This is a genomic window from Pseudomonas fluorescens, from assembly GCF_012974785.1.
Lineage (GTDB): Bacteria > Pseudomonadota > Gammaproteobacteria > Pseudomonadales > Pseudomonadaceae > Aquipseudomonas > Aquipseudomonas fluorescens_BT.
In genome coordinates, this window is the sequence record NZ_CP027561.1 from 3,347,982 (window position 1) to 3,371,881 (window position 23,900).

A 23,900-nucleotide genomic window follows, 5' to 3' on the forward strand; every position below is an offset into this window, starting at 1 on the left:
TAGAAAGCACCGCGCAACGAAAAAACCCCATCATCGCTGATGGGGTTTTTCTTTTTTTAGGCCCGGGATTTATGCCGGGGCCGAAGTCCGGATCAAGTGATCGAAAGCGCTGAGGGAAGCCTTGGCGCCCTCGCCCACCGCAATCACGATCTGCTTGTACGGCACGGTGGTCACGTCACCGGCGGCAAAGATGCCGGGGATCGAGGTTTCACCGCGGTTGTCGACGATGATCTCGCCGCGCGGCGACAGCTCGATGGTGCCTTTGAGCCAGTCGGTATTGGGCAGCAAACCGATCTGCACGAAGATCCCTTCCAGCTCGACCGAGCGCAGTTCGTCAGTATTGCGATCCTTGTAGCGCAGACCGTTGACCTTCTGGCCATCGCCAGTGACTTCAGTGGTCAACGCACTGGTGATCACGGTGACGTTCGGCAGGCTGTGAAGCTTGCGTTGCAACACAGCGTCGGCACGCAGTTGTACATCGAACTCGAGCAAGGTGACGTGGGACACGATGCCAGCCAGATCGATGGCCGCTTCGACGCCGGAGTTACCGCCGCCAATCACCGCCACACGCTTGCCTTTGAACAGCGGACCGTCGCAGTGCGGGCAGTACGCCACGCCTTTGTTGCGGTATTCCTGCTCGCCCGGCACGTTCATTTCACGCCACCGCGCACCCGTCGCCAGAATCACGCTCTTGGCCTTGAGGGTCGCACCGCTGGCGAAGTGGACTTCATGCAGCTCGCCATGCTTGCCCGGGATCAGCTTGTCGGCGCGCTGCAGATTCATGATGTCGACGTCGTACTGCTTGACGTGCTCTTCAAGCGCGGTCGCCAGTTTCGGGCCTTCGGTTTCCTGCACGGAAATGAAGTTCTCGATGGCCATGGTGTCCAGCACCTGACCGCCAAAGCGCTCGGCTGCAACACCGGTGCGAATGCCTTTACGTGCGGCATAGATCGCTGCCGACGCACCGGCCGGGCCACCCCCGACCACCAGCACATCAAAAGCTTGCTTGGCGCTGATTTTCTCGGCCTGACGCTCGATGGCGCCGGTATCGAGTTTGGCGAGGATTTCTTCCAGACCCATGCGGCCCTGGCCGAAGTTTTCGCCATTCAGGTAAATGCTTGGCACGGCCATGATCTTGCGATCATTGACTTCGTCCTGGAACAGCGCGCCGTCGATGGCGACGTGGCGGATGTTCGGGTTCAGCACAGCCATCAGGTTCAGCGCCTGAACCACGTCCGGGCAGTTCTGGCAGGACAGCGAGAAGTAAGTCTCGAAGTTGAACTCGCCCTTGAGCGAGCGGATCTGCTCGATCACTTCGACACTGGCCTTCGAAGGGTGGCCGCCGACTTGCAGCAGGGCCAGCACCAGCGAAGTGAATTCATGGCCCATCGGGATGCCGGCGAAACGCAGGCTGATGTCGGCACCGGGACGGTTGATCGAGAACGACGGTTTGCGTGCATCGTCGCCGCTGTCAATCAAAGTAATCTGATGCGAAAGACTGGCAACGTCTTTCAGCAGGTCGAGCATTTCACGGGATTTCGCACCGTCGTCGAGTGAAGCAACGATCTCGATCGGCTGGGTGACCCGTTCCAGGTACGATTTCAACTGGGCTTTAAGATTGGCGTCCAACATACGGGCGATCTCCTGACTTTATTTGAGGCGAAAAAAAGCCCGAGCGAATCTCGCCCGGGCTTTTCTATTGGGCGGTGCAGCTTACTTAGGTAGGTGCGGAGTTCCGCCCTGCATTGCGTGTCACAGACTTAGATCTTGCCGACCAGGTCCAGGGACGGAGCCAGAGTGGCCTCGCCTTCTTTCCACTTGGCTGGGCAAACTTCGCCTGGGTGTGCAGCAACGTACTGAGCAGCCTTGATCTTGCGCAGCAGCTCGGAAGCGTCACGGCCAACGCCGCCATCGTTCAGTTCAACGATTTTGATCTGGCCTTCAGGGTTGATCACGAAGGTGCCACGATCCGCCAGACCAGCTTCTTCGATCAGCACGTCGAAGTTGCGGGAGATCACCTGAGTCGGGTCGCCGATCATGGTGTACTGGATTTTGCCGATGGCTGGCGAAGTGTTGTGCCAGGCAGCATGGGCAAAGTGGGTGTCGGTCGAAACGCTGTAGATCTCTACGCCCAGTTTCTGGAAGGCAGCGTAGTTGTCAGCCAGGTCTTCCAGCTCGGTTGGGCAAACGAAGGTGAAGTCGGCCGGGTAGAAGAACACTACGGACCATTTGCCTTTCAGGTCAGCGTCCGAGACTTGTACGAAGTCGCCGTTTTTGAACGCGGTAGCTTTGAACGGTTTTACTTGGCTGTTGATGATAGGCATTGATGACTCTCCGTCAGGGTTGTGAATTCGATGGGTGAATCCTACCCACTCACTCGACGGATGGCTCATTGGCAAACCTGATGCTGCTGATTTGTTTTCGCTATTAGCTGAGGTTATTAATAGAAGAAAACGATATCTATGGCGACAGCGGCTTATCCGTAATCCGGGCCATCCCGTGAAAAGGGCTCGCTTCAACATAGCGCATGGCGGACTTCATATCCTTCCAGCCGACGTAACTCATCAGCGATTTGAGGTCCCAGCCACTTTGATGTGCCCACGTTGCAAAGCCGCGCCGCAGTGAGTGGCTGCTATAGCGTTCGGCAGAGATCCCGGCGCGCTCCAGGGCCTGACGCAACAACGGAATCACACTGTTGGCGTGCAAGCCCTCCTCGCTCAGATTGCCCCAGCGGTCGACGGCGCGAAACACCGGGCCCCGCACCAATGCTGCTTCGGTGATCCAGTCGATGTAGGCCTGCACCGGGCACAGCTTCAGCAATGCAGGCGCCTGATAGGTCTGACCGAGATTCTCCCGATCGCCCTTGCTGCGCGGCAAGTACAGGGTGATGCCGCTACCGGCGTGGGCCTGGACATGCTCGATTTGCACCCGGCACAACTCATCACTGCGAAAGCCGCGCCAGAAGCCCAGAAGAATCAACGCTCGATCCCGACAGGCTCTGAGTAGCAACGGCCGGTCCTGATTTTCTCGCGCCTCTTTCATTTCCTGCTCTAGCCAGGCAACGGTCTGCTCAAGATCCTGCAGTTGTAACGGCTCGGCCTGTTTTTCCCGCGCGGGATGCAGCGCGCGGATGCCCTTGAACACTTTGCGCACCACCGGCGACTTGGTGGGATCAGCGAACCCCTGACTGTTATGCCACTGCGCGAGTGCCGACAAACGCAGCTTCAGCGTATTGACCGACAGCACACCCGCGTGAGCCACCAGGTAGCGCGCGACGCTGTCAGCCGTCGCGGGCAGAAACCCTCCCCATACCGTTTCAAAGTGCTCGACGGCCGCACGATAGCTGCGGCGGGTGTTGTCACGGGTGGCGGCTTGCAGATAGCGATCGATATCGCTCATGGGCTGATTTCTCGCAGATGTACTGATTTGAAGATTGAAAAGCGGATTCTGGCGCTTCACACGGGGTAATACCAGTATATCCCGCCCGTTTATCTTGAAACATTTAACTTTATTTTCAGCATGGTACACTGCGTACTTTGGTGGCATGTACCACAGTACGTAATCGTAGGAGCACATATGGCCCGTGGCGGCGTTAACAAAGCAGTAGTCCAGATCGCGCGCGCAGCGATCCTCGCCCGTGGCGAACACCCCAGCATCGACGCAGTACGCATCGAGCTGGGCAATACGGGTTCCAAAACCACGATTCATCGTTATCTGAAGGAACTGGATGACGGCAGCGAACCGGCCGATCCGTCGGCAGAACCTGTCGATGACGAACTCCTCGCCCTCGTCACGCGCCTGGCGCAACGCCTGAAAGAACAGGCACAGGAGCCGATTGACCAGGCTCGCGAGCAGTACGAGCAACAGCGTCAGGCACTGGAGGACGAGCTGAATCAGCTTCGTCAGGATCATGCGCAACTGGAGAAGAAGCACGACATTCAGGCTGCCGCGCTGGCCAAGGAATCCGAAGTGCTGAGCGATACCCGCTCAATGCTGCAGACCGAACAGACCCGCAACGCCGGACTGAATCAGGCGCTGGCCGATTTTGAATTGCGCCTGCAGGACAAGGACGAGCAGATCCGCTCGCTGGAAGAAAAGCACCTGCACGCCCGCGATGCACTTGAGCACTACCGCAACGCCATCAAGGAACAGCGCGAGCAGGAGCAAAGCCGTCACGAAACTCAGGTTCAGCAGTTGCAGATGGAGTTGCGCCAGGCGCAACAAAGCGCGCTGGTACGCCAAGACGAGATCACCCAGCTGCACCGCGACAACGAACGCCTGCTGACCGAGAATCGCGGCACCGTGCGCGAACTGAGCCTGATGCAGGATCAGCTCAAGCACAGCAATCAGCGTCAGGATCAATTGCTGGAGCAAGCGACGCGTGTCGACAGCGAGCGCACCCTCCTCCAGGAACGCCTGCGCGTGGCGCTGCTGGAGAGCCAGACGCTCAAGCAGAGCGTCGACGAGCAGTCGCAGCTCAATCAGTCATTGGAAAAGGAATTGACCAAGGTGCAAGACAGCCTGCGTCTGGCTACCACCGTTGCGGCAGCGCCAGACGCAGCAGAACCGAAAAAGACTTAAACGCCGACCGGCGTACGCATCGTGACAAACTCTTCGGCCGCCGTCGGGTGCACCCCGATGGTGTCGTCGAAGTCACGCTTGGTGGCGCCAGCCTTCAACGCAATTGCCAGCCCCTGCACGATCTCGCCGGCATCCGGACCAACCATGTGACAGCCCAGCACCTTATCAGATTTGCCATCGACCACCAGCTTCATCAGCGTGCGCTCCTGGCAGTCCGTCAGGGTCAGCTTCATCGGGCGGAAACGGCTTTCGTAGATCACCACGTCGTGACCCGCTTCCCGGGCCTCTTCTTCGGTCAGGCCGACGGTGCCGATATTCGGCAGACTGAACACTGCCGTCGGGATCATCTTGTAGTCCACCGGGCGGTATTGCTCAGGCTTGAACAGACGCCGCGCCACCGCCATGCCTTCAGCCAGCGCCACCGGCGTCAACTGCACACGACCGATGACATCGCCCAACGCCAGAATTGATGGCTCAGTGGTCTGATATTGTTCATCGACCTTGATGAAGCCTTTGTCGTCGAGCTGCACATCAGTGTTTTCCAGCCCCAGGTTGTCCAGCATCGGACGTCGGCCGGTGGCGTAGAACACGCAATCGGCCTCCAGCACGCGACCATCCGTGAGGGTCGCTTTCAGGCTGCCATCCGCCTGCTTGTCGATCCGCTCGATATCGGCATTGAACTGCAGATCCATGCCGCGCTTGGTCAGCTCTTCCTTGAGATGGTTACGTACCGAACCGTCAAAACCGCGCAGGAACAGATCGCCGCGATACAGCAACGTCGTGTTGGCGCCCAGACCATGGAAGATTCCGGCAAATTCGACGGCGATGTAACCGCCACCGACGACCAGTACACGCTTGGGCAGCTCTTTGAGGAAGAACGCCTGGTTCGAGCTGATCGCATGCTCATGCCCCGGAATCTCGGGGATCTGCGGCCAGCCACCGGTGGCGATCAGAATATTCTTCGCGGTGTATCGCTCGCCATTGACCTCGACTTCGTGCGGGCCAACGATTTTCGCGTGAGCCTCATGCAGGGTCACGCCGCTGTTGACCAGCAGATTGCGATAAATGCCGTTCAGGCGAGTGATCTCGCGATCCTTGTTGGCAATCAGCGTGGCCCAATCGAAATCCGCCTCGCCCAGATTCCAGCCAAAACCCGAGGACTGTTCGAAGTCTTCGGCAAAATGGGCGCCGTACACCAACAGTTTTTTCGGTACGCAACCGACGTTGACGCAGGTACCGCCCAGATAACGGCTCTCGGCCACCGCCACTTTCGCACCGAACCCGGCAGCAAAACGCGCAGCCCGCACACCGCCGGAACCGGCACCAATCACATAAAGGTCAAAATCGTAGGCCATTTCTATCTCCTCGGCAGGCGATCAGCATACCCGCAGACGCTTATTGAGCAAGTCTCTACTGCACGGGGACGGGCAATACCGGGAGGTTCTACCGTTAGCATTTGATTAATGGCTTTCTGCCGGTTGAATTTTTGGCAGCCGCAACGTATGCCAGGCGATCAGAATCGCTACGAGCGCCAGGCCGAAAGCGAGCCACGATGCCAATGCAATTCCGCCCTCAAATGCACTTCCCGCCTGCTGCATCAACTGTTGCGCTTGATCCCCCGCCAACCCCGTCGCCACATGAGCGCCAGCCAGCGTTTCACTTGCCAGCATCGTCTGAACATCGCTCAAAAACACTGGAAGCTGCAGGTCTGCTCGGTAGTGAGCTGCCAAACGCTCTCCTTCGCACCTCCCTGGCGAAGACGAGTCAGCTCAGCAGCGAACATTCTGGCTGACAATCGAACATTTGTTTGACGTTGCATCGCGTATCGAATCGAGATGCACTATTTCTCCCCACAAACGCAAACGCCCCGAACATGTCGGGGCGTTTGTTTTTAGCGTCACACGATTCAGACCGCGTGACGCACCTTCAGACAGATCAGGCGCTATCAATAGGCCTTGCCAGTCTTGTAGAAGTTTTCGAAGCAGAAGTTGGTTGCCTCGATGTAGCCTTCAGCACCACCGCAGTCGAAACGCTTGCCCTTGAACTTGTAGGCCATTACGCAACCGTTCTGGGCTTGTTTCATCAGGGCGTCGGTGATCTGGATTTCACCACCCTTGCCTGGCTCGGTCTGTTCGATCAGGTCGAAGATGTCCGGGGTCAGGATATAACGACCGATGATCGCCAGGTTCGACGGAGCATCTTCCGGCTTTGGCTTCTCGACCATGCTGTGTACGCGGTAGATGTCGTCGCGGATCATCTCGCCAGCGATTACGCCGTACTTGCTGGTTTCTTGCGGATCGACTTCCTGAATGGCAATGATCGAGCAGCGGAACTGCTTGTACAGCTTGACCATCTGGGTCAGCACGCCGTCGCCTTCGAGGTTGACGCACAGGTCGTCCGCCAGCACTACGGCGAACGGCTCATCGCCGATCAGCGGACGACCGGTCAGGATCGCATGACCCAGGCCTTTCATTTCAGTCTGACGGGTGTAGGAGAACGAGCACTCGTCCAACAGTTTGCGGATACCAACCAGGTATTTTTCCTTGTCGGTGCCTTTGATCTGGTTTTCCAGCTCGTAGCTGATGTCGAAGTGGTCTTCCAGAGCACGCTTGCCACGGCCGGTCACGATGGAGATCTCAGTCAGACCAGCATCCAGAGCTTCTTCGACGCCGTACTGGATCAGTGGCTTGTTTACCACCGGCAGCATTTCTTTGGGCATGGCCTTAGTCGCTGGAAGGAAGCGAGTACCGTAACCGGCTGCTGGGAACAAGCATTTCTTGATCATATAAGTCCTTGAAAGGGCTGTGTGTACGAGTTTCGGCGCAGTCTAATCAGGCGGCGTGCACCTTACAATGCCCCGCACTGGCTAACCGATGTCAACATAGAGAAATATTCTGGCGGATAGTTCAATCCGCACGCAGAAGCTGCGCATTGAGCGTAGCCCAAAGATTCAGGAACACCGCATCGACCCGCGCCCGTTCGCCCGTTTCCCGTTATCATGACGCCTTTGAACCAGCCAACGAGGCCGCTAGATGTCCGCAGCAAAAATCGTCAACGGGTACACCGTCGCCAAGGCAAAAGATGGCCAGTGGCATATCACCGCCGCCAACGGCGAAGATGTATCCGGCCCATTGCCCACTGAAGCGATGGCAATTGAGGTAGCCGCGGTGCTTGATTACACACCTCCTGCACCGAAGCGTCGCGGGAAGGATCAGGACTGATCAAACAGGCCCTGCCACTGCGCAGGGCTTTTTTTGGTCCGCACACAAAGACGTGGCCAATCGCTATAACCTTTTCACACCGGCGCTGTCATAGCGTCTAGCCCTCTCCTTCCGAAGACGACATCGCCATGACCACCCGTACCCTGCACCGCATGCTGCCACTGATTGCACTTCTGGCCCTGGCCGGCTGCGCCACTTCCGAAACGACTTATCTGAACAATGGTGAACAAGGCCTGAGCATCGACTGCTCCGGTGAGGCCAATTCCTGGGCCGCCTGCTATGAAAAGGCCGATGCTTCCTGCGCCGGCACCGGCTACCGCATCGTCGGAACCGACGGCACGCCGGCGCCAAAAGAAAGTGACAAGACGCTGGGTGTCGACGTCGGCAATTACAAGAATCGCAGTGTTGTGGTGGTCTGCAAGTAAGGGCCTACATGTGAATCTCGGCGAACTTGATACCCAGTCCGCGTACCACCTCGATCAGATCGTCGAGCCGGTCGAAGGATTCGACTTCGTCGTTTTCATCCACCAGAAAATAACTGCGTCCGGCGCTCTTCTTGAAAAATACGATCCATTCACCCGGGTTCGCCGGATTCTGGATCACATGGGTGGCTTCAATCAGCCCCTCTCTATGGCGCTCGCGCACCTGTTCTCGCTTCATGCACGTCTCCTGAAATGAAAATGCCGTCCAGGCGTGACCTGGACGGCATCGATACCGGTGACTGACAGTTTATCAGCCGGAAATGCACGCCGTGGCGGCATTGCGTACATCCCGTGGACGTATCGGCACATTGGACATGCGCTCATGCAACTTGATGCTGCTGCCGCCAGAGCGATCCTCGATGTCAAACACCGCCGCCGGGCCGGACGACAATTTCCCCGGCACGATAACCCTGACGCCGTCCTTGTGCGGCTCCATTTGCAGGGCCCCGCGGCTTTGGGCCAGCTTGTCGGCCAGACACTGTGCGTACTCGTGGGGTTTTTTGCCGGAAATGACGTTCATGGTCGGCAGCGTTTCATTGATCTGCGAAACACTTGCGCAACCACCCATCGCCAATGCGAACGGCACAATGACCACACCCCACTTCATACAGAATCTCCTATAAAGACCCTCGGACAGCCTGAATGCCGTTTTTCTCCGAGGCCCATTGCATTTAACGCACATGGAATCGCGAATAACTGTTTTTAATTGTCAAAGCAGCGCTCGACGGCCGGATAATAACCTGTCCGGACTGATAAACTGCCGCCAATTGACCTTGCTATCGTTTTGATTTTGTAGAAAAAGCCCTTCTGGAGGCGACCATGAAATTTATTCACCAGCGCGAGCACCTCAACGAAGACGACATCGTCGTCATCCAGTGCTCGCAAACCTGCAACATCCGTCTGATGAACGACGCCAACTTCCGCAGCTTCAAGAACGGCGGTCGTCACACCTATCACGGCGGCGCGTTCGACACATTTCCTGCCCGTATCACCGCGCCGAGCACCGGTTTCTGGAACATCACCATCGACACCGTCAGCCGCCGCGCAATCAGCGTGACTCGCAAGCCGACCCTGACGCACTCGATCAAGATCATCCGCCGTTCCAGCTCGAAGCTCAGCTGATCGACCCCACCAATACAATCAGGTAAGCATGACCGTGGCCCAAACGACCAAATATGTCATCAAGTACAAATTGAACGGCGAGCGCCGCTTCGAATTCGCCCAGCTGGAGAACGGCACGCCGGAAGAAGCCAAGGCTGCGCTGGACGCCCTGCACGGCCAAAGCGAAGACGTGATCAGCGACATCAGCGTCAGCAAGGCGTTGTAAGACGCGGATGACAATTCGACCGCAAGCGCCGGAGTGTTCCGGCCTCGCGTGTTGCCTAGACTGATCGCCTGGACGCAAGCCAAGGAATCAGTATGCCGATGTCACCCGACTCTCCCCTCGATACGCTCGACTGGGTCGCACTGGAACAACAGCTGGATCAGGACGGCTGTACCGTCATCCATTCTTTGTTACGCCCGCAAACCTGCGATCGCCTGAGTACGCTTTACCCGCAAAGCGAACCGTTCCGCTCGCAGGTGATCATGGCCCGCCACGGTTTCGGGCGCGGCGAATACAAGTATCTGCGCTACCCGCTGCCGCCATTGGTGGAGCACCTGCGCAGTGCGCTTTACGCGCGCCTGGTCCCCTTGGCCAACCGCTGGCATGAACGAATGGCAATACCGGAACGGTTTGCGCCCCTGCACAGCGATTTTCTTGCGCGCTGCCATGCCGCCGGTCAACTGCGGCCTACCCCGCTCTTGCTGCAATACGGCCCCCAGGACTACAACTGTCTGCATCAGGACTTGTACGGCGAACACGTATTCCCGCTGCAAGTGGCGATTCTTCTGTCAGAACCTGGCGAGGATTTCAGCGGTGGTGAATTCGTCCTGACCGAACAGCGCCCAAGAATGCAGTCTCGCCCACTGGTGATGGACCTGAAGAAAGGCGATGCGGTGATCTTTGCCGTCAACCAGCGCCCGGTCAAAGGCCTGCGCGGCGACTATCGCGTCACCATGCGTCACGGCGTAAGTCGCTTGCACAGCGGAAAACGGCATACTCTGGGCATCATCTTTCACGACGCAACCTGACCATCATGCACAGCAATTTCGACCTCTTCGCCGACATCGAGCAGCCACTCCGCTCTGAACAGATTGGAGAGCAGTCTTGGGTGCTGCGCGGCTTCGCGCTGTCCTGTACCGAACGATTACTGCCAGCTCTGGATTCGATCATCGAACGCGCACCGTTGCGACACATGATGACGCCTGGCGGGTTCAGCATGTCGGTGGCCACCAGCAGTTGCGGCGCACTTGGCTGGATCACCGATCGTGGCGGTTACCGCTACTCGGCCGAAGATCCGATCAGCCACCGGCCCTGGCCGCAGATGCCTGACGTGTTTCGCGAACTGGCGCAAACAGCAGCCTTGCAGGCAGGCTTCTGCGGTTTCATCCCGGATTCCTGCCTGATCAACCGCTATATTCCCGGCGCAAAAATGTCTTTGCATCAGGACAAGGACGAAAGCTCCTACACAGCGCCCATCGTTTCCCTGTCATTGGGTTTGCCCGCGACATTCCTGTTCGGCGGCTTCAATCGCAGCGACAGGAGTCAGCGCATTTCGCTGCTGCACGGTGACATGGTGATCTGGGGTGGTGTCGACCGGCTGCGCTACCACGGCGTCCTGCCGATCAGACACGGTCGGCATCCGCAACTGGGCGAGCAGCGTTTCAACCTGACGTTTCGCACCGCGGGATAACCTCGCGGAATTTGACCGCAAGGGCCGGAGTGTTACGGTTGGCGGCACTGGTTAACCTGACATTCAACAGGTCAACGGACTCTCCATCATGAAAACGCTTTCGACCACTTCGAGCACTCAAGACGATCCACGCTGGGCCGCTGTCGTCGCACGGGATCCAAGGGCGGATGGACAATTTGTCTACGCCGTCAAAACCACGGGCGTCTATTGCCGCCCGAGCAGCCTGGCGCGCTTGCCGAAACCGCAGAATGTCGAGTTCTTCGACACGGCCGAAGCAGCTGAAGCGGCGGGTTATCGCCCCAGCAAACGGGCGAGCAGGGATCAGAGCGAAATCGCCGCGCAACATGCCGCGACCGTAGCGGCAGCCTGCCGCCAGATCGAAGCAGCCGAAAACCTGCCGCCGCTCAATGAACTCGCGCAAGCCGCTGGCCTGAGTTCGTTTCATTTCCATCGGGTTTTCAAAGCCGCCACCGGCCTGACTCCCAAAGGCTACGCTGCCGCGCACCGGTCTCGTCGGGTACGGCAACACCTGGCGGATGGCAGCTCGGTAACCGAAGCGCTGTACGACGCCGGTTTCAACTCCAACAGCCGCTTCTATGAAGCAGCAGACCAGTTGCTGGGCATGAAACCCGGCGACTTCCGGGCTGCCGGGCAAAACAACGACATTCGTTTTGCGGTGGGCCAGTGTTCGCTCGGTGCCATTCTGGTGGCCCAGAGTGCGCGAGGAATCTGCGCGATTCTGCTGGGAGATGATCCGCATCAATTGGTCTGTGACCTGCAGGATCAGTTTCGCCGGGCAAACCTGATCGGGGCTGATGCCGAGTTCGAGCAACTGATCGCCCATGTCGTCGGTTTCATCGAAGCACCGGCCATCGGCCTCGATCTGCCACTGGATGTGCGGGGCACCGCGTTTCAGGAGCGGGTCTGGCAGGCGCTGTGCGAAATACCGGTTGGCAGCACCGCCAGTTACGCCGATATCGCCCAGCGCATTGGCTCACCCAAAGCGGTTCGGGCGGTGGCCCAGGCTTGCGGCGCCAACAGCCTCGCGGTAGCAATCCCTTGCCACCGCGTGGTCCGCAGCGACGGTAACCTTTCGGGCTATCGCTGGGGCGTGGAACGCAAGCGTGAGTTGTTGTCCCGGGAAACCCGCTCTTGACGAATGCCGATGTAGATGGCTACCGACTCGGAGCCCGGATGGGCCTCGAAGTCGGTGGCGCAGCGGCGCGAAACCTGCGGATGGGTTTCGAAGTGCTTCCAGATCCGGCCCCAGTCAGCGATTGACGTCCACGACAACCCGTCCGCGCAACTGGCCGGCGAGCAATTTCGGAGCCGCTTCAATCACTTCGCCGAGGCCGATCTCGTGACTGATCAGAGGCAGCAAGGAAAAGTCCAGATCCTTGGCCAGACGCTCCCAGGCCTCGATCCGTCGCGCCTTCGGCTGAGTCACGCTGTTGATCCCGGCCAGCGTCACCCCGCGCAGAATGAACGGTGCCACCGACGCCGGGAAATCCATACCCTGAGCCAGACCGCAGGCCGCTACCGTACCTTCGGCGCGGGTACTGGCGCAGGCGTTGGCCAGGGCATGGCTGCCGACCGAATCGATGACAGCCGCCCAGCGCTCCTTGGCCAATGGTTTGCCCGGTTCGGACAAGGTTGCGCGATCGATGATTTCGCTGGCGCCCAATTGTTGAAGATACGCATGCTCCGAGATCCGCCCCGTGGAGGCCACCACCCGATAGCCCAGCGTGTGCAACAACGCGATGGCAAAGCTGCCGACTCCGCCATTGGCGCCGGTGACCAGTACTTCACCCTGCTCCGGCGTCACGCCGTTACGTTCCAGCGCCATGATGCACAGCATCGCGGTGTAACCGGCCGTGCCAACGGCCATGGCTTGTGCCGGGGAAAACGCTTCGGGCTGCGGGATCAGCCAGTCGCCGTTGAGCCGCGCCTTCTGGGCCAGGCCGCCCCAGTGGCTTTCTCCCACGCCCCAGCCGTTGAGCAACACTTGATCGCCAGCCTTGTAGTCCGGATGCGAGCTGACGTCTACCGTACCGGCCAGATCGATCCCCGGCACCATGGGGAACTTGCGCACCACCGGACTGCTGCCGGTAATCGCCAGTCCGTCCTTGAAGTTGAGCGTGCTGTAAGCCACACGCACGGTCACATCGCCCTCGGGCAGTTGCTGCTCGCCGATTTCCTGCAGGCTGGCGCGATAACCGGTGTCGTCTTTGTCGATCAGAATGCCGTTGAACATGGCTGCCTCTCTGGGGAAGGATTCTGGGATTGTGGCATTCAAATAGCACACCGCAACATTTTGCCCCACTCGACTTTCCGCCAATCGCTGCAACCGGCGGGTGATTCATGAACCACTCCTGCGGAGGTGGCGGATTGCGTCGGCGTTGACCGGAATTACCGTGAAGCCACAATCCCGGCTGGCCCTCGACCCGCTTTTGCTGGTAAAAAACCGGCTCGAGCGTCCAGCCCTGTTTTGTCTTTCGGAGTCTTTTCCAATGAGCCAATGGCCAGATACCCGCATTCTCGACCTGTTTGGCATCGAACTGCCGATCATCCAGGGCCCGATGGCCGGTGCCACCCAGTCTTCGATGGTCATCGCCGTGTGCAACGCAGGTGGCCTGGGGTCGATGCCGGCGGCAATGTTGAGCATCGAGCAACTGCGCGAAGAGTTGAAGACCATCCGCCAGGGCACTGACAAACCCTTCAACGTCAATTTCTTCTGCCACCAGCCGCCGACTCCCGATGAGCAGCGGGCACGGGACTGGAAGAATCTGCTGGAACCTTACTATCGCGAACTCGGTGCCGATTTCGACGCTCCCACACCGGTTTCCAATCGTGCGCCTTTTGATGCAGCAGCCTGCGAAGTGCTGGAAGAGTTTCGTCCTGAAGTGGTGAGTTTCCATTTCGGCCTGCCGGAAAAATCCCTGCTGGATCGGGTCAAGGCCACCGGGGCAAAAATCCTGTCGTCGGCGACTACAGTCGACGAAGCCATCTGGCTGGAACAGAACGGTTGCGACGCAATCATCGCCATGGGCTATGAGGCCGGCGGGCATCGAGGCATGTTTCTCAGCGATGACCTGAGCAGCCAGGTCGGAACCTTTGCCCTCGTTCCGCAAATCGTCGACGCGGTCAAAGTGCCGGTGATCGCTGCCGGCGCGATCGCCGATGCACGAGGGGTTGCAGCCGCCTTCATGCTCGGCGCGTCGGCGGTGCAAGTCGGTACGGCCTACCTGTTCACTCCGGAGGCGAAAGTCAGCGCTTCCCATCACAAGGCGTTGCGCACAGCGAAAGAAAGCGAAACGGCGGTCACCAACCTGTTCACCGGGCGTCCCGCACGGGGGATCATGAACCGGGTGATGCGCGAACTGGGGCCGATGTCGGGCAAGGCACCCGCATTTCCCTTGGCTGGCGGCGCCCTGATGCCTCTGCGCGCCAAGGATGAAGCAGACTTCAGCAACCTGTGGGCGGGCCAGGCGTTCACGCTGGGCAAGGAACTGAGCAGCGCCGAACTGACCCGGCAACTGGCTGAAGGCGCGCTGGCGAAACTGGCTCGATAACCAGCGCAATCGGGTGAGAGGCTGCGCGCCCTCACCTGATGTGAAACCAGTACTTTCCGTTTAGCGGCATTTCGCTATATATTCAGATATATAGCGGGCCAGACCCTCGTATCGGCGCAGTCTACCCCTCTAACAACAACTGCCCGCTGCACCTGCCAACAACGGAGCTGTTACATGACCATTCGTGCCTCACGTTTTGCCCCTGCCTGCCTGGCCTCCCTGCTTGCGGTATTCGCCGTTGGCGCTGTTCAGGCCGAAGAAGTGCAGGTCGCCGTCGCGGCCAACTTCACTGCACCGATCCAGGCAATCGCCGTCGATTTCGAAAAAGACACCGGGCACAAACTGGTTGCCGCGTATGGTGCCACCGGGCAGTTCTACACCCAGATCAAGAACGGCGCGCCATTCGAGGTATTCCTCTCCGCTGACGACACCACCCCGGAAAAACTGGAAAAAGAAGGCGACACCGTCAAAGGCTCGCGCTTTACCTACGCCATTGGCACCCTGGCGCTGTGGTCGGCTAAAGAAGGTTACGTCGATGCGAAAGGCGAGGTTCTGAAGAAAAACGAGTATCAGCACCTGTCCATTGCCAACCCGAAAGCCGCGCCCTATGGCCTGGCTGCCACTCAGGTGCTGGAAAAGCTGAAACTGACTGAATCGACCAAAGCCAAGATCGTCGAGGGTCAGAACATCACCCAGGCCTACCAGTTCGTTGCTACTGGCAACGCTGAACTGGGCTTCGTCGCCCTCTCGCAGATCTACAAGGATGGCAAGGTCAGCAACGGCTCGGCCTGGATCGTTCCGGCAAGCATGCACGACCCGATCAAGCAGGACGCCGTCATCCTGAACAAAGGCAAGGAGAACGCCGCTGCCAAGGCGCTGGTTGATTACCTCAAAGGCCCGAAAGCCGCTGCGGTCATCAAGTCCTACGGTTATCAGCTTTAAATGTCGCTGACGAATGCCGATTTCGCGGCGATCTGGCTGACCCTGAAACTGGCGTCTCTGACCACTGCGATCCTGTTGGTCATCGGCACTCCGATTGCCCTGTGGTTGTCGCGCAGCCGTTCCTGGCTGCGCGGCCCCATCGGAGCCATCGTCGCCTTGCCTTTGGTGCTGCCGCCAACCGTCATCGGTTTTTATCTGTTGCTGGCAATGGGCCCGAATGGCTTTCTTGGCCATTTCACCCAGTGGCTGGGGCTTGGCACGCTCACCTTCAGTTTCACCGGGCTGGTGATCGGTTCGGTGCTCTATTCCATGCCTTTTGTGGTGCAGCCGTTACAAAACGCCTTTTCCTCCATCGGCACTCGCCCACTGGAAGTGGCCGCCACCTTGCGCGCCAATCCCTGGGACACTTTTTTCAGCGTGATCCTGCCGCTCGCGCGTCCGGGTTTCGTTACCGCGGCAATCCTCGGTTTCGCCCATACCGTGGGCGAATTCGGCGTGGTGCTGATGATCGGCGGCAATATTCCTGACAAGACCCGCGTGGTTTCGGTACAGATCTACGACCACGTCGAAGCCATGGAATACTCGCAGGCACACTGGCTAGCCGGGGCCATGCTGGTGTTTTCGTTCCTGGTGTTGCTGGCACTCTATTCCAGCCGCAAGTCGCGCTCAGGCTGGAGCTGACCGATGATAGAAGCACGCTTGAAACTCGCCTGGTCGGGCTTCGGCCTGGATGTCGATCTAAGCCTGCCCGGGCGTGGCGTTACCGCGCTGTTCGGGCAGTCCGGTTCGGGCAAGACCACCTGCCTGCGCTGTATTGCCGGACTTGAACGGGCTCCCCATGCCTTCATCAGAATCAACGATGAAATCTGGCAGGACAGCGATAACAGTATTTTCGTCCCGCCCCACAAACGTTCGCTCGGCTATGTCTTTCAGGAAGCCAGCCTGTTTGCGCACCTTTCGGTGTTGGCCAATCTGCAATTCGGCCTCAAACGCATCGCAAGAACCCAGCGCCGGGTCGACATGGCGCAAGCCACCGAACTGCTGGGGATCGGCCATTTGCTGGAACGTCATCCGCAGCACCTGTCCGGCGGCGAACGTCAGCGAGTCGGCATCGCCCGCGCCTTGCTGACCAGTCCGAAATTGCTGTTGATGGACGAACCTCTGGCAGCTCTCGACAGTCAGCGCAAACGTGAAATCCTGCCTTACCTGCAACGCCTGCACGACGAGCTCGACATACCGGTTCTTTACGTCAGCCACGCTCAGGATGAAGTGGCGCGTCTGGCCGATCATCTGGTGTTGCTCGAAGACGGCAAAGCATTGGCCAGTGGCCCGATCGGGGAAACCCTCGCCCGACTGGACCTGCCATTGGCGATGGGCGATGACGCCGGAGTGATCATCGAGGGGCACGTCATCTCCTACGATCACGAGTACCAGTTGCTCTGCCTGCAATTGCCCGACACATTGCTGGGCATTCGCGTGACCCATGCACCGATGGACGTCGGCCAGGCACTGCGCTGCAAAGTACAGGCCCGCGATATCAGCCTGACGCTGCACGACACCGAACACAGCAGCATTCTCAATCGACTGCCGGTCAGGGTGGTCAGCGAGATGCCTGCCGACAATGCCGCGCATGTGCTGATTCGCCTTGACGCCGGTGGCACGCCGCTGCTGGCGCGGATTACACGGTACTCGCGGGATCAACTGGGCGTGCATCCGGGCCAGGCATTGTGGGCGCAGATCAAGGCAGTCGCGGTTCTGGCCTGAATCGGTTCGCACGACTGGCAGGGCATGCGGTCAATCGCTGTAACAGATGACCGCCGCAAAGGAATCCGCCATGCCCGATGCCACGCTGACCGAAGTGTTGCCTTCGGACCTGCATTACGTCGATGACACCCAACCCGGAATCACACGCAAGAAGCTGCGTGGCAAGTTCTGTTACTTCGACCCCCATGGACAGCGAATCGTCGATACCGATGAAGTCAAACGCCTCAATGCGCTGGCCGTGCCGCCGGCCTATACCGATGTGTGGATCTGCGCCGATCCTCGCGGTCATCTGCAAGCCACCGGCCGCGATGCTCGAGGGCGCAAACAATACCGCTATCACCCACGCTGGCGTGAAGTGCGCGATGCCGACAAATACTCGCGCCTGCGCGAGTTCGGCATGGCGTTGCCAAAGCTGCGCAAACAACTGGAAGCGCTGCTGGCAGCACCGGGGTTCAGCCGCGACAAAGTCATGGCCACGGTCATCACACTGCTTGACGCCACGCTGATCCGTGTCGGCAACACTCAATACGCACGGGATAACCGGTCATACGGCCTCACCACATTGCGCAGTCGGCACGTTGAGATCAATGGCAGCGCGATTCTGTTCCAGTTCCGGGGCAAGAGCGGCATCGAGCATCAGATCACCGTGAAGGATCGGCGACTGGCGCGAATCATCAAGCGCTGCCTGGAGATTCCGGGGCAAAATCTGTTTCAGTATCTGGATGAAAATGGCGAGCGGCACACCGTCAGTTCACAAGACGTCAACTCGTACCTGAAAACCCTCACCGGCGCAGACTTCACCGCCAAGGACTACCGCACCTGGGCCGGCAGTGCTCTGGCGTTGGCGGTATTGCGAGAGCTGCAATGGGCGTCGGAAACCGAGGCCAAGCGCCATGTGTTGGAGATGGTCAAGGGCGTCGCCCGGCAACTGGGCAATACGCCGGCGGTCTGTCGCAAGTGCTACATCCACCCGGCTGTGGTCGAGCAGTTCATGCTGGGCGCGCTGGCTGAACTTCCAAGGCCCCGGGTGCGCAAGGGCTTGCGCGCAGAGGAAGTCGCCCTGGCAATGTTTCTTGAGCGAATGGCCGACATGGCAACCGCACCTTGAACCCTGCAGACGTTTTGGCTAGGCTTGCGGCTTTCTCCTCCTCGGGATGACCGCAGAAGTGAACAACTAAGCCTTCAAAAATGTAATCGCGACACGCCTTTCAAGGCGCGTGTCAGTGTTCACGACATTTTCTGGAGGTGCCGATGACTCACGTCTCGCGTACGCCTGCCCTCGTCTCCCTGAATCAACTGGGTTTCCAGTTCGCCAATGGCGAGACGATTTTCAATGAACTCAATCTGAAATTCGACCACACCCCAACCGCCATCGTCGGGCGCAATGGCGTCGGCAAAAGCGTACTGGGACGCTTGATCGCCGGGCGTTTACAGCCAACCAACGGGAGCGTGGTCCGCTCCGTGACAACCGCCTGCGTGGAGCAAAACCCTGTCGTACCAGCCGACCTGACAGTCGCCGACGCAACAGGCAGCACAGCCATTCTTCTGGCACTTGATCGTCTGAGCGAGGGCGAGGGTTCAATCGAGGATTTCGACATTGTCGGCGAACAATGGGATTTCGCAGAGCGCCTGCGACGGTTGCTGGATGACGCAGGGCTGGCAAAGACTGGCTTTGACGACCGGGTCGGCAATCTGAGTGGTGGTCAGCAGGCCCGCATTGCGCTGATTGGCGCCTTTTTAAACCACACCTCTCTGTTGATTCTCGATGAGCCGAGTAACCACCTGGATGCTGTCGGCCGGCAATGGCTACTGGGCATGCTCGAACGTTGGCGAAGCGGGTTGATCGTCATCAGTCATGATCGGCAATTGCTTGATTGCATGCAGCGCACGGTCGAGCTGACCGCCGCAGGCGCGAACGAGTTTGGTGGCAACTACTCGGCGTTTCGAGAGCAGCAGAAAACTCATCAAGCGGCCGCGCAGGCTCGCCTCGATCAGGCCAGGAGCGAACGCCATCGTGAACAGATCAGGTTGCGGCGCGAGCACGACACCATACAGCGACACGCGGCCACCTCCAGTCGCAATGCCGATACGGCCAACATCGCCAGTTTCGAACGCGTCGCCATCAAGGGCGCCGCCCGCGAAATCATGGGTCATGTCCGTTCTGTACATGAGCGACGCAAATCCGAATTGAATGCTCAGGTGCGTGATGCCTACGCCAAGGTAACCCCCGAGGATTGTGTGCTGGTCAACCTGCCGGGCAGCAGCGTGCCGACCGCGCGCCAGGTCTGTACAGTGATTGATGCAGGTTTGCCCTGGTTGCCGCCTGATGCGCCGACAAGCAGACTGAGCTTCTGGTTGCGCGGTCCGATGCGGATCGCTGTCAGTGGCCCAAACGGCTGCGGCAAGTCCACCTTGCTGAAAATGCTCGCGGGGGAGCTGCAAGCTGTCAGCGGACATTGCACGACTCATGTGCCTTGCGCATTTCTCGATCAGCAACTGAATCTGCTGGACGAGCAGCACTCCATCACTGAACAGCTGACAGCTCAAGGCTCGACGCTGAGTGAAGGCACTCTGCGCAGTTACCTTGCTCAGTTGCAGCTCGATGCCCGGCGCGCCACGCAACCTTGCGGTTCACTGAGTGGTGGCGAACGACTGAAAGCGGCACTGGCGCTGGCCTTGTGGAGGGAAAAGCCCGCACAACTGTTGCTGCTCGACGAGCCGACCAATCATCTGGATCTGCCGTCTGTTGAAGCTTTTGAACAGGCCTTGCAGACATTTCCGGGAGCAATTGTTGTGGTTTCACACGACCAGAAATTCCGAAAAGCGTTGCGCCCGACGCACAACCTGCACTGGCACCCCTCAGGCTGGTTGCTCCAGCCGACAAACTGAGCTGTGTATTTTTTGCATGATCGGTCAGGGCTTCTATAGTTGATCTGACACGCATCAGCTGCGGTGACGCCATGGAAGACATATTCGTCGTGAAGCATTGCAACAAGATCATCATTCACGGTCGCCGCGCCGGAGAAAGTCTTCATGAGCCTGCCGAAGCCATTGGCTGGTATCGCATCAGCGACACCCGCACCGGCGGCTTCATCGGCGACGGCTACGATCTCGAGGAAGACGCCCGGCAAGAATGCCTGCGGCTCAATGCCGCCAGCGCCCGAGTAACCGTCGATGAGTCTTGCGGCTGATAGCTGTCATTTACGGGTCTATACTCAAACGAGCTGAAGGAGCAGCGCCCCAACGGCAGAGAGCTCGCGCTTCGCGGGCTTTTTGCTGCCTCAGAGCGGTTTACCGAACGGAGGTGTCCCATGTCCGAAAGAGAGTCCATCACCACGCTTCTTACCTTGCTCGAGGCCCGGGAGGCGCGCCTCGCCGCGGCCTGCAAAGAGATCGCCGACTGGGTCGATCATCAAGGCGGGCACCCGACCGCCCTGCGTATCCGTGACCGTCTGAACGACATTGAAAAGGACACTCCGCTGATCCGCAGCACCCTGTCATCGCTAAAACCTGTCGATCGGCCGCTGCCACGTTTCCGGTAATCCGCTGATTTGCGTGTGGTCAGTTACAAAGAACGTCTCTGGTGGTGAAAGGTCAAACCCTTTACACGTCACCAAGGAGACGTCTCATGGTCACTCATTTCAAAGTCGACGGGCATCTTGCCTGTGGTCACAAGGGCAACAATCTCAGCGCGAGCTCCGAGCTCAATCGCGTCAAATGCCGCAGCTGCCGCAATACTGAAGCCTATAAGGATGCACGCAAGGACCAGCGCAATGCCGCACGACGGGCCGCGCGTCATGCCAAGGCGTCACACCACGAATCAAATTGGCGTTCTGAATGGATCGACCGCCTGACGGCCATGGCAGGTCTTCAGCGTTTGCCAAGGGGCTTTACCGGCCAGGCCTTCGTCTAGACATCCCCTCACAACGGGCCGGCCTGCCCGGCCCTTTTTGCGGATGCGTTTACCCCTGTGCAGATCTGCCGATGCTATGGTGAGTTTTTGTACGCCTCAATTGGAAACTCATCGTGCCAGTACCATTTGAATCTACAGACAGCACCGGAAACGCCCCGTCACCCCGTCGCAACTTTTATGAGGGCAACTCACATTCAACCGCAGAGTGTCGCCGTGCAGGCCCTCACAGCTGCGGGTCACACCGCAAAACTCTATGAGCTGACAGGCCCGAAGCTTTGGGGCGGCCTGCGAACGACTTCAGCGCTTATGCCAAGCGCACCGCTTCGACCGAAGTCTGGAAGTCTCTAAAGTGAACAAACGGTAGAAAAAGGGGTGAATGATTATTGCAAGGCAAAAGGGGCTCGCATGAAAAATAGCGTGCAAGTCCACTCCACGAGACAAGTCATCGAAAGGATCATCAGCGAGCCAAACGCTGGGAGAGTTGAATATTCATGCAGCGACTCTTTAGAATCTCCCCCCCATCACGGCAAGCTGCTTTGAAACCAATAGGAAAATTATGAGTAATCCGAACATCCAATACCGTCCGGATATTGATGGGCTGCGCGCCCTGGCCGTTCTGGGTGTTGTCATCTACCATGCTTTCCCGTCTTTACTTCCCGGTGGGTTTGTTGGTGTCGATGTATTCTTCGTGATATCCGGTTTTCTGATCGGTACGATACTACTTAAAAGTCTCGCAAAAGACACATTCAGCTTCAGCGACTTCTACTCTCGCCGGATACGTCGAATATTCCCCGCGCTAATCGTTGTTCTGGCATCTTGTTTGATAATAGGCAAACTCGTACTGCTCGATGATGAGTATCGACAACTTGGCAAACATGTGACTGCTGGCGCCACGTTCATCGCCAACTTTGCATTCTGGAGTGAAAGTGGTTATTTCGACACTGCCGCAGAACTTAAACCACTGTTACATCTCTGGTCTCTGGCTATTGAAGAGCAGTTCTACCTGATTTGGCCACTGGTGCTGTGGGGAGCATGGAAACTGCGCGCAAACATGTTGGCTGTGACCATCGTGATCGCACTTGTGTCCTTTGCCATCAATATCACCCATGTCACCAGCAATCCTGTTGCGACATTCTTCCTGCTACCGAGTCGCGCATGGGAACTGCTTGCAGGGAGTATCCTGGCATGGCTCGCTCTTCAAGGCGGCGGGGCAACAGCGCGGACGCCACTTCGTGCATTGCTTGATGATCTGGCTGGTGTACTTGGTTTCGCCCTGGTTGTTTGGGCAATGTTGTTTGTCCATAAATCTGACGCGTTTCCCGGCTGGTTTGCACTTGCACCGGTTACCGGAGCTGTCCTGTTGATTGCTGCGGGTCCGCAAGCACGCGTCAACCGTTTCCTGCTTTCGAATAAACTAGCGGTATTTATCGGTCTGATCAGCTTCCCGCTGTACCTGTGGCATTGGCCACTGCTGTCGTTTGCAAGGATTGTTCAGAGCGACGAGCCTGGCCGAGAAATACGACTGGCTGCAGTACTGCTCGCAATCGGACTTGCATGGCTCACATACAAGTTTGTTGAACCCCCATTCCGCAGCAGCAACCGCAGATTGGGCAAAGTCGTCGCACTGGTTTCAGTCATGCTGGTGGCGGGGGCCATTGGCTATAAGGGCCTTGTCAGCCAAAGCAGTGCTGACGAGACTCAAACCATGGCCTTGACAAAGAGTTATCAAACCATGGCTCTGTCACAGGCAAACTGTGAAAAACGGTTCCCGGATTGGACTAGCATCACGGACAATGCCTGCCGTTTCCAGAGAGAGGCAGACAACTCCGTTGCCATTGTTGGCGACTCTCATGCTGGCCACCTATTTCTGGGTATTAGCGAGCTGCTGAAGCCAAGCGAAGGGGTTGCGGTATTTGCAGCCAGCTGTGCGGCGCCCTATATTGATGTCGCCACTGCTCAGCAAGACAAAAATGCTCAGAAAGTCAGGAAAGGCGCCTACAAGCTTATAAACCGCGCGTATGACTACATAATTGACGACCCGAAAATCAAAGTCGTTATTCTGGCTCACCTTCCGATTTGCTCTTATCAAGATGCCACTGACATGAGAGATCCCTCCAATGGCGACTATAAGAAAGCTCTCACTGAAGGAATGAAGCGGACTTTCTCGGCACTGACGCAAGCAAACAAAAAAATCATTGTTTTGCTGGATAACCCAGTCCTGCCCTACGCGCCCTCAGCGTGTACCGAACGCCCTTTCAGGCTTACAAAGAACACTGATCGCTGCTCCTTCCCGCGCGAGCAATTCGACAAAAACCAGCCTTTCGCAGATTACAAAGCGCTTGTAGAAGCGGCAACCAATGACTTCCCGCAAGTTAAAATACTCGATCTTTCCACCAAGCTTTGCGATGAAAATCGCTGCTATCTGGCGAAGGATGGACGCTTGCTCTATAGCGATAACAGCCATCTAAATTTCGATGGATCTCGATATGTTGCACCCTATTTGGTTAAGGCAATCGAGAGTAACAACTAACCCCAAAATCGCGGCCCACCCTGCACGGACTGGGCGCAGGGCGGCCCGCTGATCGAATTTCCCACGGTTACAGTGGCGCCATATTTCGTAAATGTGAGCG

The 23,900-nt window shown here is 58.2% G+C and carries 27 protein-coding genes; 18 read left to right on the forward strand and 9 right to left on the reverse strand.

From position 1 onward, the window contains the following. Positions 1–69 precede the first annotated feature (69 nt). From ahpF to C6Y56_RS14905, 3 genes are all read right to left on the reverse strand, one after another. Positions 70–1,632, reverse strand: coding sequence for an alkyl hydroperoxide reductase subunit F (gene ahpF / locus C6Y56_RS14895; protein WP_169430541.1), 1,563 nt, complete (start codon positions 1,630–1,632; stop codon positions 70–72). Between the two features lie 128 nt (positions 1,633–1,760). Beyond that, positions 1,761–2,324, reverse strand: a complete 564-nt coding sequence (gene ahpC / locus C6Y56_RS14900) for an alkyl hydroperoxide reductase subunit C (RefSeq protein WP_007958941.1) — start codon at positions 2,322–2,324, stop codon at positions 1,761–1,763. A 136-nt stretch (positions 2,325–2,460) separates the two neighbouring features. Then, entirely contained in the window at positions 2,461–3,399 is a 939-nt protein-coding gene (locus tag C6Y56_RS14905; protein ID WP_169430542.1) for a site-specific integrase, read from the reverse strand. A 177-nt stretch (positions 3,400–3,576) separates the two neighbouring features. Between C6Y56_RS14905 and C6Y56_RS14910 the strand changes: the two genes are divergently transcribed. After that, entirely contained in the window at positions 3,577–4,581 is a 1,005-nt protein-coding gene (locus C6Y56_RS14910) for a DNA-binding protein (protein ID WP_169430543.1), read from the forward strand. On the opposite strand, the gene gorA is transcribed toward C6Y56_RS14910, so the two are convergent. The 3 genes from gorA to galU all read right to left on the reverse strand — a co-directional run bounded on the left by gorA (position 4,578) and on the right by galU (position 7,366). Then, complete coding sequence (gene gorA / locus C6Y56_RS14915; protein ID WP_169430544.1) at positions 4,578–5,936, reverse strand: glutathione-disulfide reductase; 1,359 nt, start codon at positions 5,934–5,936, stop codon at positions 4,578–4,580. The genes C6Y56_RS14910 and gorA overlap by 4 nt on opposite strands. Before the next feature lie 105 nt (positions 5,937–6,041). Continuing rightward, positions 6,042–6,311 (reverse strand): hypothetical protein, encoded by a 270-nt coding sequence (locus C6Y56_RS14920; RefSeq protein ID WP_212633385.1) that lies wholly within the window; start codon positions 6,309–6,311, stop codon positions 6,042–6,044. Positions 6,312–6,526: 215 nt separating this feature from the next. After that, on the reverse strand, positions 6,527–7,366 hold the full coding sequence (gene galU / locus C6Y56_RS14925) for a UTP--glucose-1-phosphate uridylyltransferase GalU (protein ID WP_007912230.1): 840 nt from the start codon (positions 7,364–7,366) through the stop codon (positions 6,527–6,529). Positions 7,367–7,613: 247 nt separating this feature from the next. Between galU and C6Y56_RS14930 the strand changes: the two genes are divergently transcribed. Together C6Y56_RS14930 and C6Y56_RS14935 are read left to right on the forward strand one after the other, a co-directional pair. Further along, complete coding sequence (locus C6Y56_RS14930; RefSeq protein WP_169430545.1) at positions 7,614–7,802, forward strand: hypothetical protein; 189 nt, start codon at positions 7,614–7,616, stop codon at positions 7,800–7,802. A gap of 128 nt (positions 7,803–7,930) precedes the next feature. Next, positions 7,931–8,227, forward strand: a complete 297-nt coding sequence (locus tag C6Y56_RS14935) for a hypothetical protein (RefSeq protein ID WP_169430546.1) — start codon at positions 7,931–7,933, stop codon at positions 8,225–8,227. A 4-nt stretch (positions 8,228–8,231) separates the two neighbouring features. On the opposite strand, the gene C6Y56_RS14940 is transcribed toward C6Y56_RS14935, so the two are convergent. Both C6Y56_RS14940 and C6Y56_RS14945 read right to left on the reverse strand, forming a co-directional pair. Further along, positions 8,232–8,462 (reverse strand): hypothetical protein, encoded by a 231-nt coding sequence (locus tag C6Y56_RS14940; protein ID WP_169430547.1) that lies wholly within the window; start codon positions 8,460–8,462, stop codon positions 8,232–8,234. 72 nt (positions 8,463–8,534) lie between these two features. Then, positions 8,535–8,891, reverse strand: coding sequence for a hypothetical protein (locus C6Y56_RS14945; protein ID WP_169430548.1), 357 nt, complete (start codon positions 8,889–8,891; stop codon positions 8,535–8,537). Between the two features lie 212 nt (positions 8,892–9,103). Between C6Y56_RS14945 and C6Y56_RS14950 the strand changes: the two genes are divergently transcribed. From C6Y56_RS14950 to ada, 5 genes are all read left to right on the forward strand, one after another. Then, positions 9,104–9,406 carry a DUF1883 domain-containing protein gene (locus tag C6Y56_RS14950; protein ID WP_039768744.1) on the forward strand — a complete coding sequence of 101 codons (303 nt, stop codon included), beginning with the start codon at positions 9,104–9,106 and terminating at the stop codon, positions 9,404–9,406. A gap of 28 nt (positions 9,407–9,434) precedes the next feature. Beyond that, positions 9,435–9,611 carry a hypothetical protein gene (locus tag C6Y56_RS14955; protein WP_169430549.1) on the forward strand — a complete coding sequence of 59 codons (177 nt, stop codon included), beginning with the start codon at positions 9,435–9,437 and terminating at the stop codon, positions 9,609–9,611. Positions 9,612–9,703: 92 nt separating this feature from the next. Beyond that, positions 9,704–10,417, forward strand: a complete 714-nt coding sequence (locus C6Y56_RS14960; RefSeq protein WP_432760308.1) for a 2OG-Fe(II) oxygenase — start codon at positions 9,704–9,706, stop codon at positions 10,415–10,417. 5 nt (positions 10,418–10,422) lie between these two features. Continuing rightward, positions 10,423–11,079, forward strand: coding sequence for a DNA oxidative demethylase AlkB (gene alkB, locus C6Y56_RS14965; protein WP_169430550.1), 657 nt, complete (start codon positions 10,423–10,425; stop codon positions 11,077–11,079). Positions 11,080–11,167: 88 nt separating this feature from the next. Then, entirely contained in the window at positions 11,168–12,235 is a 1,068-nt protein-coding gene (gene ada / locus C6Y56_RS14970) for a bifunctional DNA-binding transcriptional regulator/O6-methylguanine-DNA methyltransferase Ada (RefSeq protein ID WP_169430551.1), read from the forward strand. A gap of 114 nt (positions 12,236–12,349) precedes the next feature. Here the strand turns inward: ada and C6Y56_RS14975 are convergent, their stop codons facing one another. Beyond that, positions 12,350–13,333, reverse strand: coding sequence for an MDR family oxidoreductase (locus C6Y56_RS14975; RefSeq protein WP_169430552.1), 984 nt, complete (start codon positions 13,331–13,333; stop codon positions 12,350–12,352). 256 nt (positions 13,334–13,589) lie between these two features. Here C6Y56_RS14975 and C6Y56_RS14980 point away from each other — a divergent pair, with 256 nt between their 5' ends. The 10 genes from C6Y56_RS14980 to C6Y56_RS15025 all read left to right on the forward strand — a co-directional run bounded on the left by C6Y56_RS14980 (position 13,590) and on the right by C6Y56_RS15025 (position 23,800). Beyond that, positions 13,590–14,651, forward strand: a complete 1,062-nt coding sequence (locus C6Y56_RS14980; RefSeq protein ID WP_169430553.1) for an NAD(P)H-dependent flavin oxidoreductase — start codon at positions 13,590–13,592, stop codon at positions 14,649–14,651. A gap of 174 nt (positions 14,652–14,825) precedes the next feature. Next, positions 14,826–15,593 (forward strand): molybdate ABC transporter substrate-binding protein, encoded by a 768-nt coding sequence (modA, locus tag C6Y56_RS14985; RefSeq protein ID WP_169430554.1) that lies wholly within the window; start codon positions 14,826–14,828, stop codon positions 15,591–15,593. Beyond that, positions 15,594–16,274, forward strand: coding sequence for a molybdate ABC transporter permease subunit (gene modB / locus C6Y56_RS14990; protein WP_169430555.1), 681 nt, complete (start codon positions 15,594–15,596; stop codon positions 16,272–16,274). A gap of 3 nt (positions 16,275–16,277) precedes the next feature. After that, complete coding sequence (gene modC, locus C6Y56_RS14995) at positions 16,278–17,357, forward strand: molybdenum ABC transporter ATP-binding protein (RefSeq protein ID WP_169430556.1); 1,080 nt, start codon at positions 16,278–16,280, stop codon at positions 17,355–17,357. Between the two features lie 70 nt (positions 17,358–17,427). Then, positions 17,428–18,465 (forward strand): DNA topoisomerase IB, encoded by a 1,038-nt coding sequence (locus C6Y56_RS15000; protein WP_169430557.1) that lies wholly within the window; start codon positions 17,428–17,430, stop codon positions 18,463–18,465. Between the two features lie 143 nt (positions 18,466–18,608). Next, positions 18,609–20,246, forward strand: coding sequence for an ABC-F family ATP-binding cassette domain-containing protein (locus tag C6Y56_RS15005; RefSeq protein WP_169430558.1), 1,638 nt, complete (start codon positions 18,609–18,611; stop codon positions 20,244–20,246). Between the two features lie 71 nt (positions 20,247–20,317). After that, positions 20,318–20,548: a hypothetical protein gene (locus tag C6Y56_RS15010; RefSeq protein ID WP_169430559.1), complete on the forward strand. Its 231-nt coding sequence runs from the start codon at positions 20,318–20,320 to the stop codon at positions 20,546–20,548. 120 nt (positions 20,549–20,668) lie between these two features. Next, positions 20,669–20,899, forward strand: a complete 231-nt coding sequence (locus C6Y56_RS15015; protein ID WP_085710047.1) for a hypothetical protein — start codon at positions 20,669–20,671, stop codon at positions 20,897–20,899. Positions 20,900–20,985: 86 nt separating this feature from the next. Next, complete coding sequence (locus C6Y56_RS15020; protein WP_169430560.1) at positions 20,986–21,270, forward strand: hypothetical protein; 285 nt, start codon at positions 20,986–20,988, stop codon at positions 21,268–21,270. Between the two features lie 556 nt (positions 21,271–21,826). After that, positions 21,827–23,800 (forward strand): acyltransferase family protein, encoded by a 1,974-nt coding sequence (locus tag C6Y56_RS15025; protein ID WP_169430561.1) that lies wholly within the window; start codon positions 21,827–21,829, stop codon positions 23,798–23,800. Positions 23,801–23,900 lie beyond the last annotated feature (100 nt).

Coding starts and splice junctions, on each gene's coding strand:
- C6Y56_RS15020 (WP_169430560.1), top strand. CDS start 20,986: ATGGTCACTCATTTCAAAGTCGACGGGCATCTTGCCTGTGGTCACAAG.
- C6Y56_RS15015 (WP_085710047.1), top strand. CDS start 20,669: ATGTCCGAAAGAGAGTCCATCACCACGCTTCTTACCTTGCTCGAGGCC.
- galU (WP_007912230.1), bottom strand. CDS start 7,366: ATGATCAAGAAATGCTTGTTCCCAGCAGCCGGTTACGGTACTCGCTTC.
- C6Y56_RS14960 (WP_432760308.1), top strand. CDS start 9,704: ATGCCGATGTCACCCGACTCTCCCCTCGATACGCTCGACTGGGTCGCA.
- ahpF (WP_169430541.1), bottom strand. CDS start 1,632: ATGTTGGACGCCAATCTTAAAGCCCAGTTGAAATCGTACCTGGAACGG.
- ahpC (WP_007958941.1), bottom strand. CDS start 2,324: ATGCCTATCATCAACAGCCAAGTAAAACCGTTCAAAGCTACCGCGTTC.
- alkB (WP_169430550.1), top strand. CDS start 10,423: ATGCACAGCAATTTCGACCTCTTCGCCGACATCGAGCAGCCACTCCGC.
- modC (WP_169430556.1), top strand. CDS start 16,278: ATGATAGAAGCACGCTTGAAACTCGCCTGGTCGGGCTTCGGCCTGGAT.
- C6Y56_RS15025 (WP_169430561.1), top strand. CDS start 21,827: ATGAGTAATCCGAACATCCAATACCGTCCGGATATTGATGGGCTGCGC.
- C6Y56_RS15005 (WP_169430558.1), top strand. CDS start 18,609: ATGACTCACGTCTCGCGTACGCCTGCCCTCGTCTCCCTGAATCAACTG.
- C6Y56_RS14975 (WP_169430552.1), bottom strand. CDS start 13,333: ATGTTCAACGGCATTCTGATCGACAAAGACGACACCGGTTATCGCGCC.
- C6Y56_RS14910 (WP_169430543.1), top strand. CDS start 3,577: ATGGCCCGTGGCGGCGTTAACAAAGCAGTAGTCCAGATCGCGCGCGCA.
- C6Y56_RS14930 (WP_169430545.1), top strand. CDS start 7,614: ATGTCCGCAGCAAAAATCGTCAACGGGTACACCGTCGCCAAGGCAAAA.
- C6Y56_RS14940 (WP_169430547.1), bottom strand. CDS start 8,462: ATGAAGCGAGAACAGGTGCGCGAGCGCCATAGAGAGGGGCTGATTGAA.
- C6Y56_RS14980 (WP_169430553.1), top strand. CDS start 13,590: ATGAGCCAATGGCCAGATACCCGCATTCTCGACCTGTTTGGCATCGAA.
- C6Y56_RS14955 (WP_169430549.1), top strand. CDS start 9,435: ATGACCGTGGCCCAAACGACCAAATATGTCATCAAGTACAAATTGAAC.
- modA (WP_169430554.1), top strand. CDS start 14,826: ATGACCATTCGTGCCTCACGTTTTGCCCCTGCCTGCCTGGCCTCCCTG.
- modB (WP_169430555.1), top strand. CDS start 15,594: ATGTCGCTGACGAATGCCGATTTCGCGGCGATCTGGCTGACCCTGAAA.
- C6Y56_RS14935 (WP_169430546.1), top strand. CDS start 7,931: ATGACCACCCGTACCCTGCACCGCATGCTGCCACTGATTGCACTTCTG.
- C6Y56_RS14945 (WP_169430548.1), bottom strand. CDS start 8,891: ATGAAGTGGGGTGTGGTCATTGTGCCGTTCGCATTGGCGATGGGTGGT.
- C6Y56_RS14905 (WP_169430542.1), bottom strand. CDS start 3,399: ATGAGCGATATCGATCGCTATCTGCAAGCCGCCACCCGTGACAACACC.
- gorA (WP_169430544.1), bottom strand. CDS start 5,936: ATGGCCTACGATTTTGACCTTTATGTGATTGGTGCCGGTTCCGGCGGT.
- C6Y56_RS15000 (WP_169430557.1), top strand. CDS start 17,428: ATGCCCGATGCCACGCTGACCGAAGTGTTGCCTTCGGACCTGCATTAC.
- C6Y56_RS15010 (WP_169430559.1), top strand. CDS start 20,318: ATGGAAGACATATTCGTCGTGAAGCATTGCAACAAGATCATCATTCAC.
- C6Y56_RS14950 (WP_039768744.1), top strand. CDS start 9,104: ATGAAATTTATTCACCAGCGCGAGCACCTCAACGAAGACGACATCGTC.
- ada (WP_169430551.1), top strand. CDS start 11,168: ATGAAAACGCTTTCGACCACTTCGAGCACTCAAGACGATCCACGCTGG.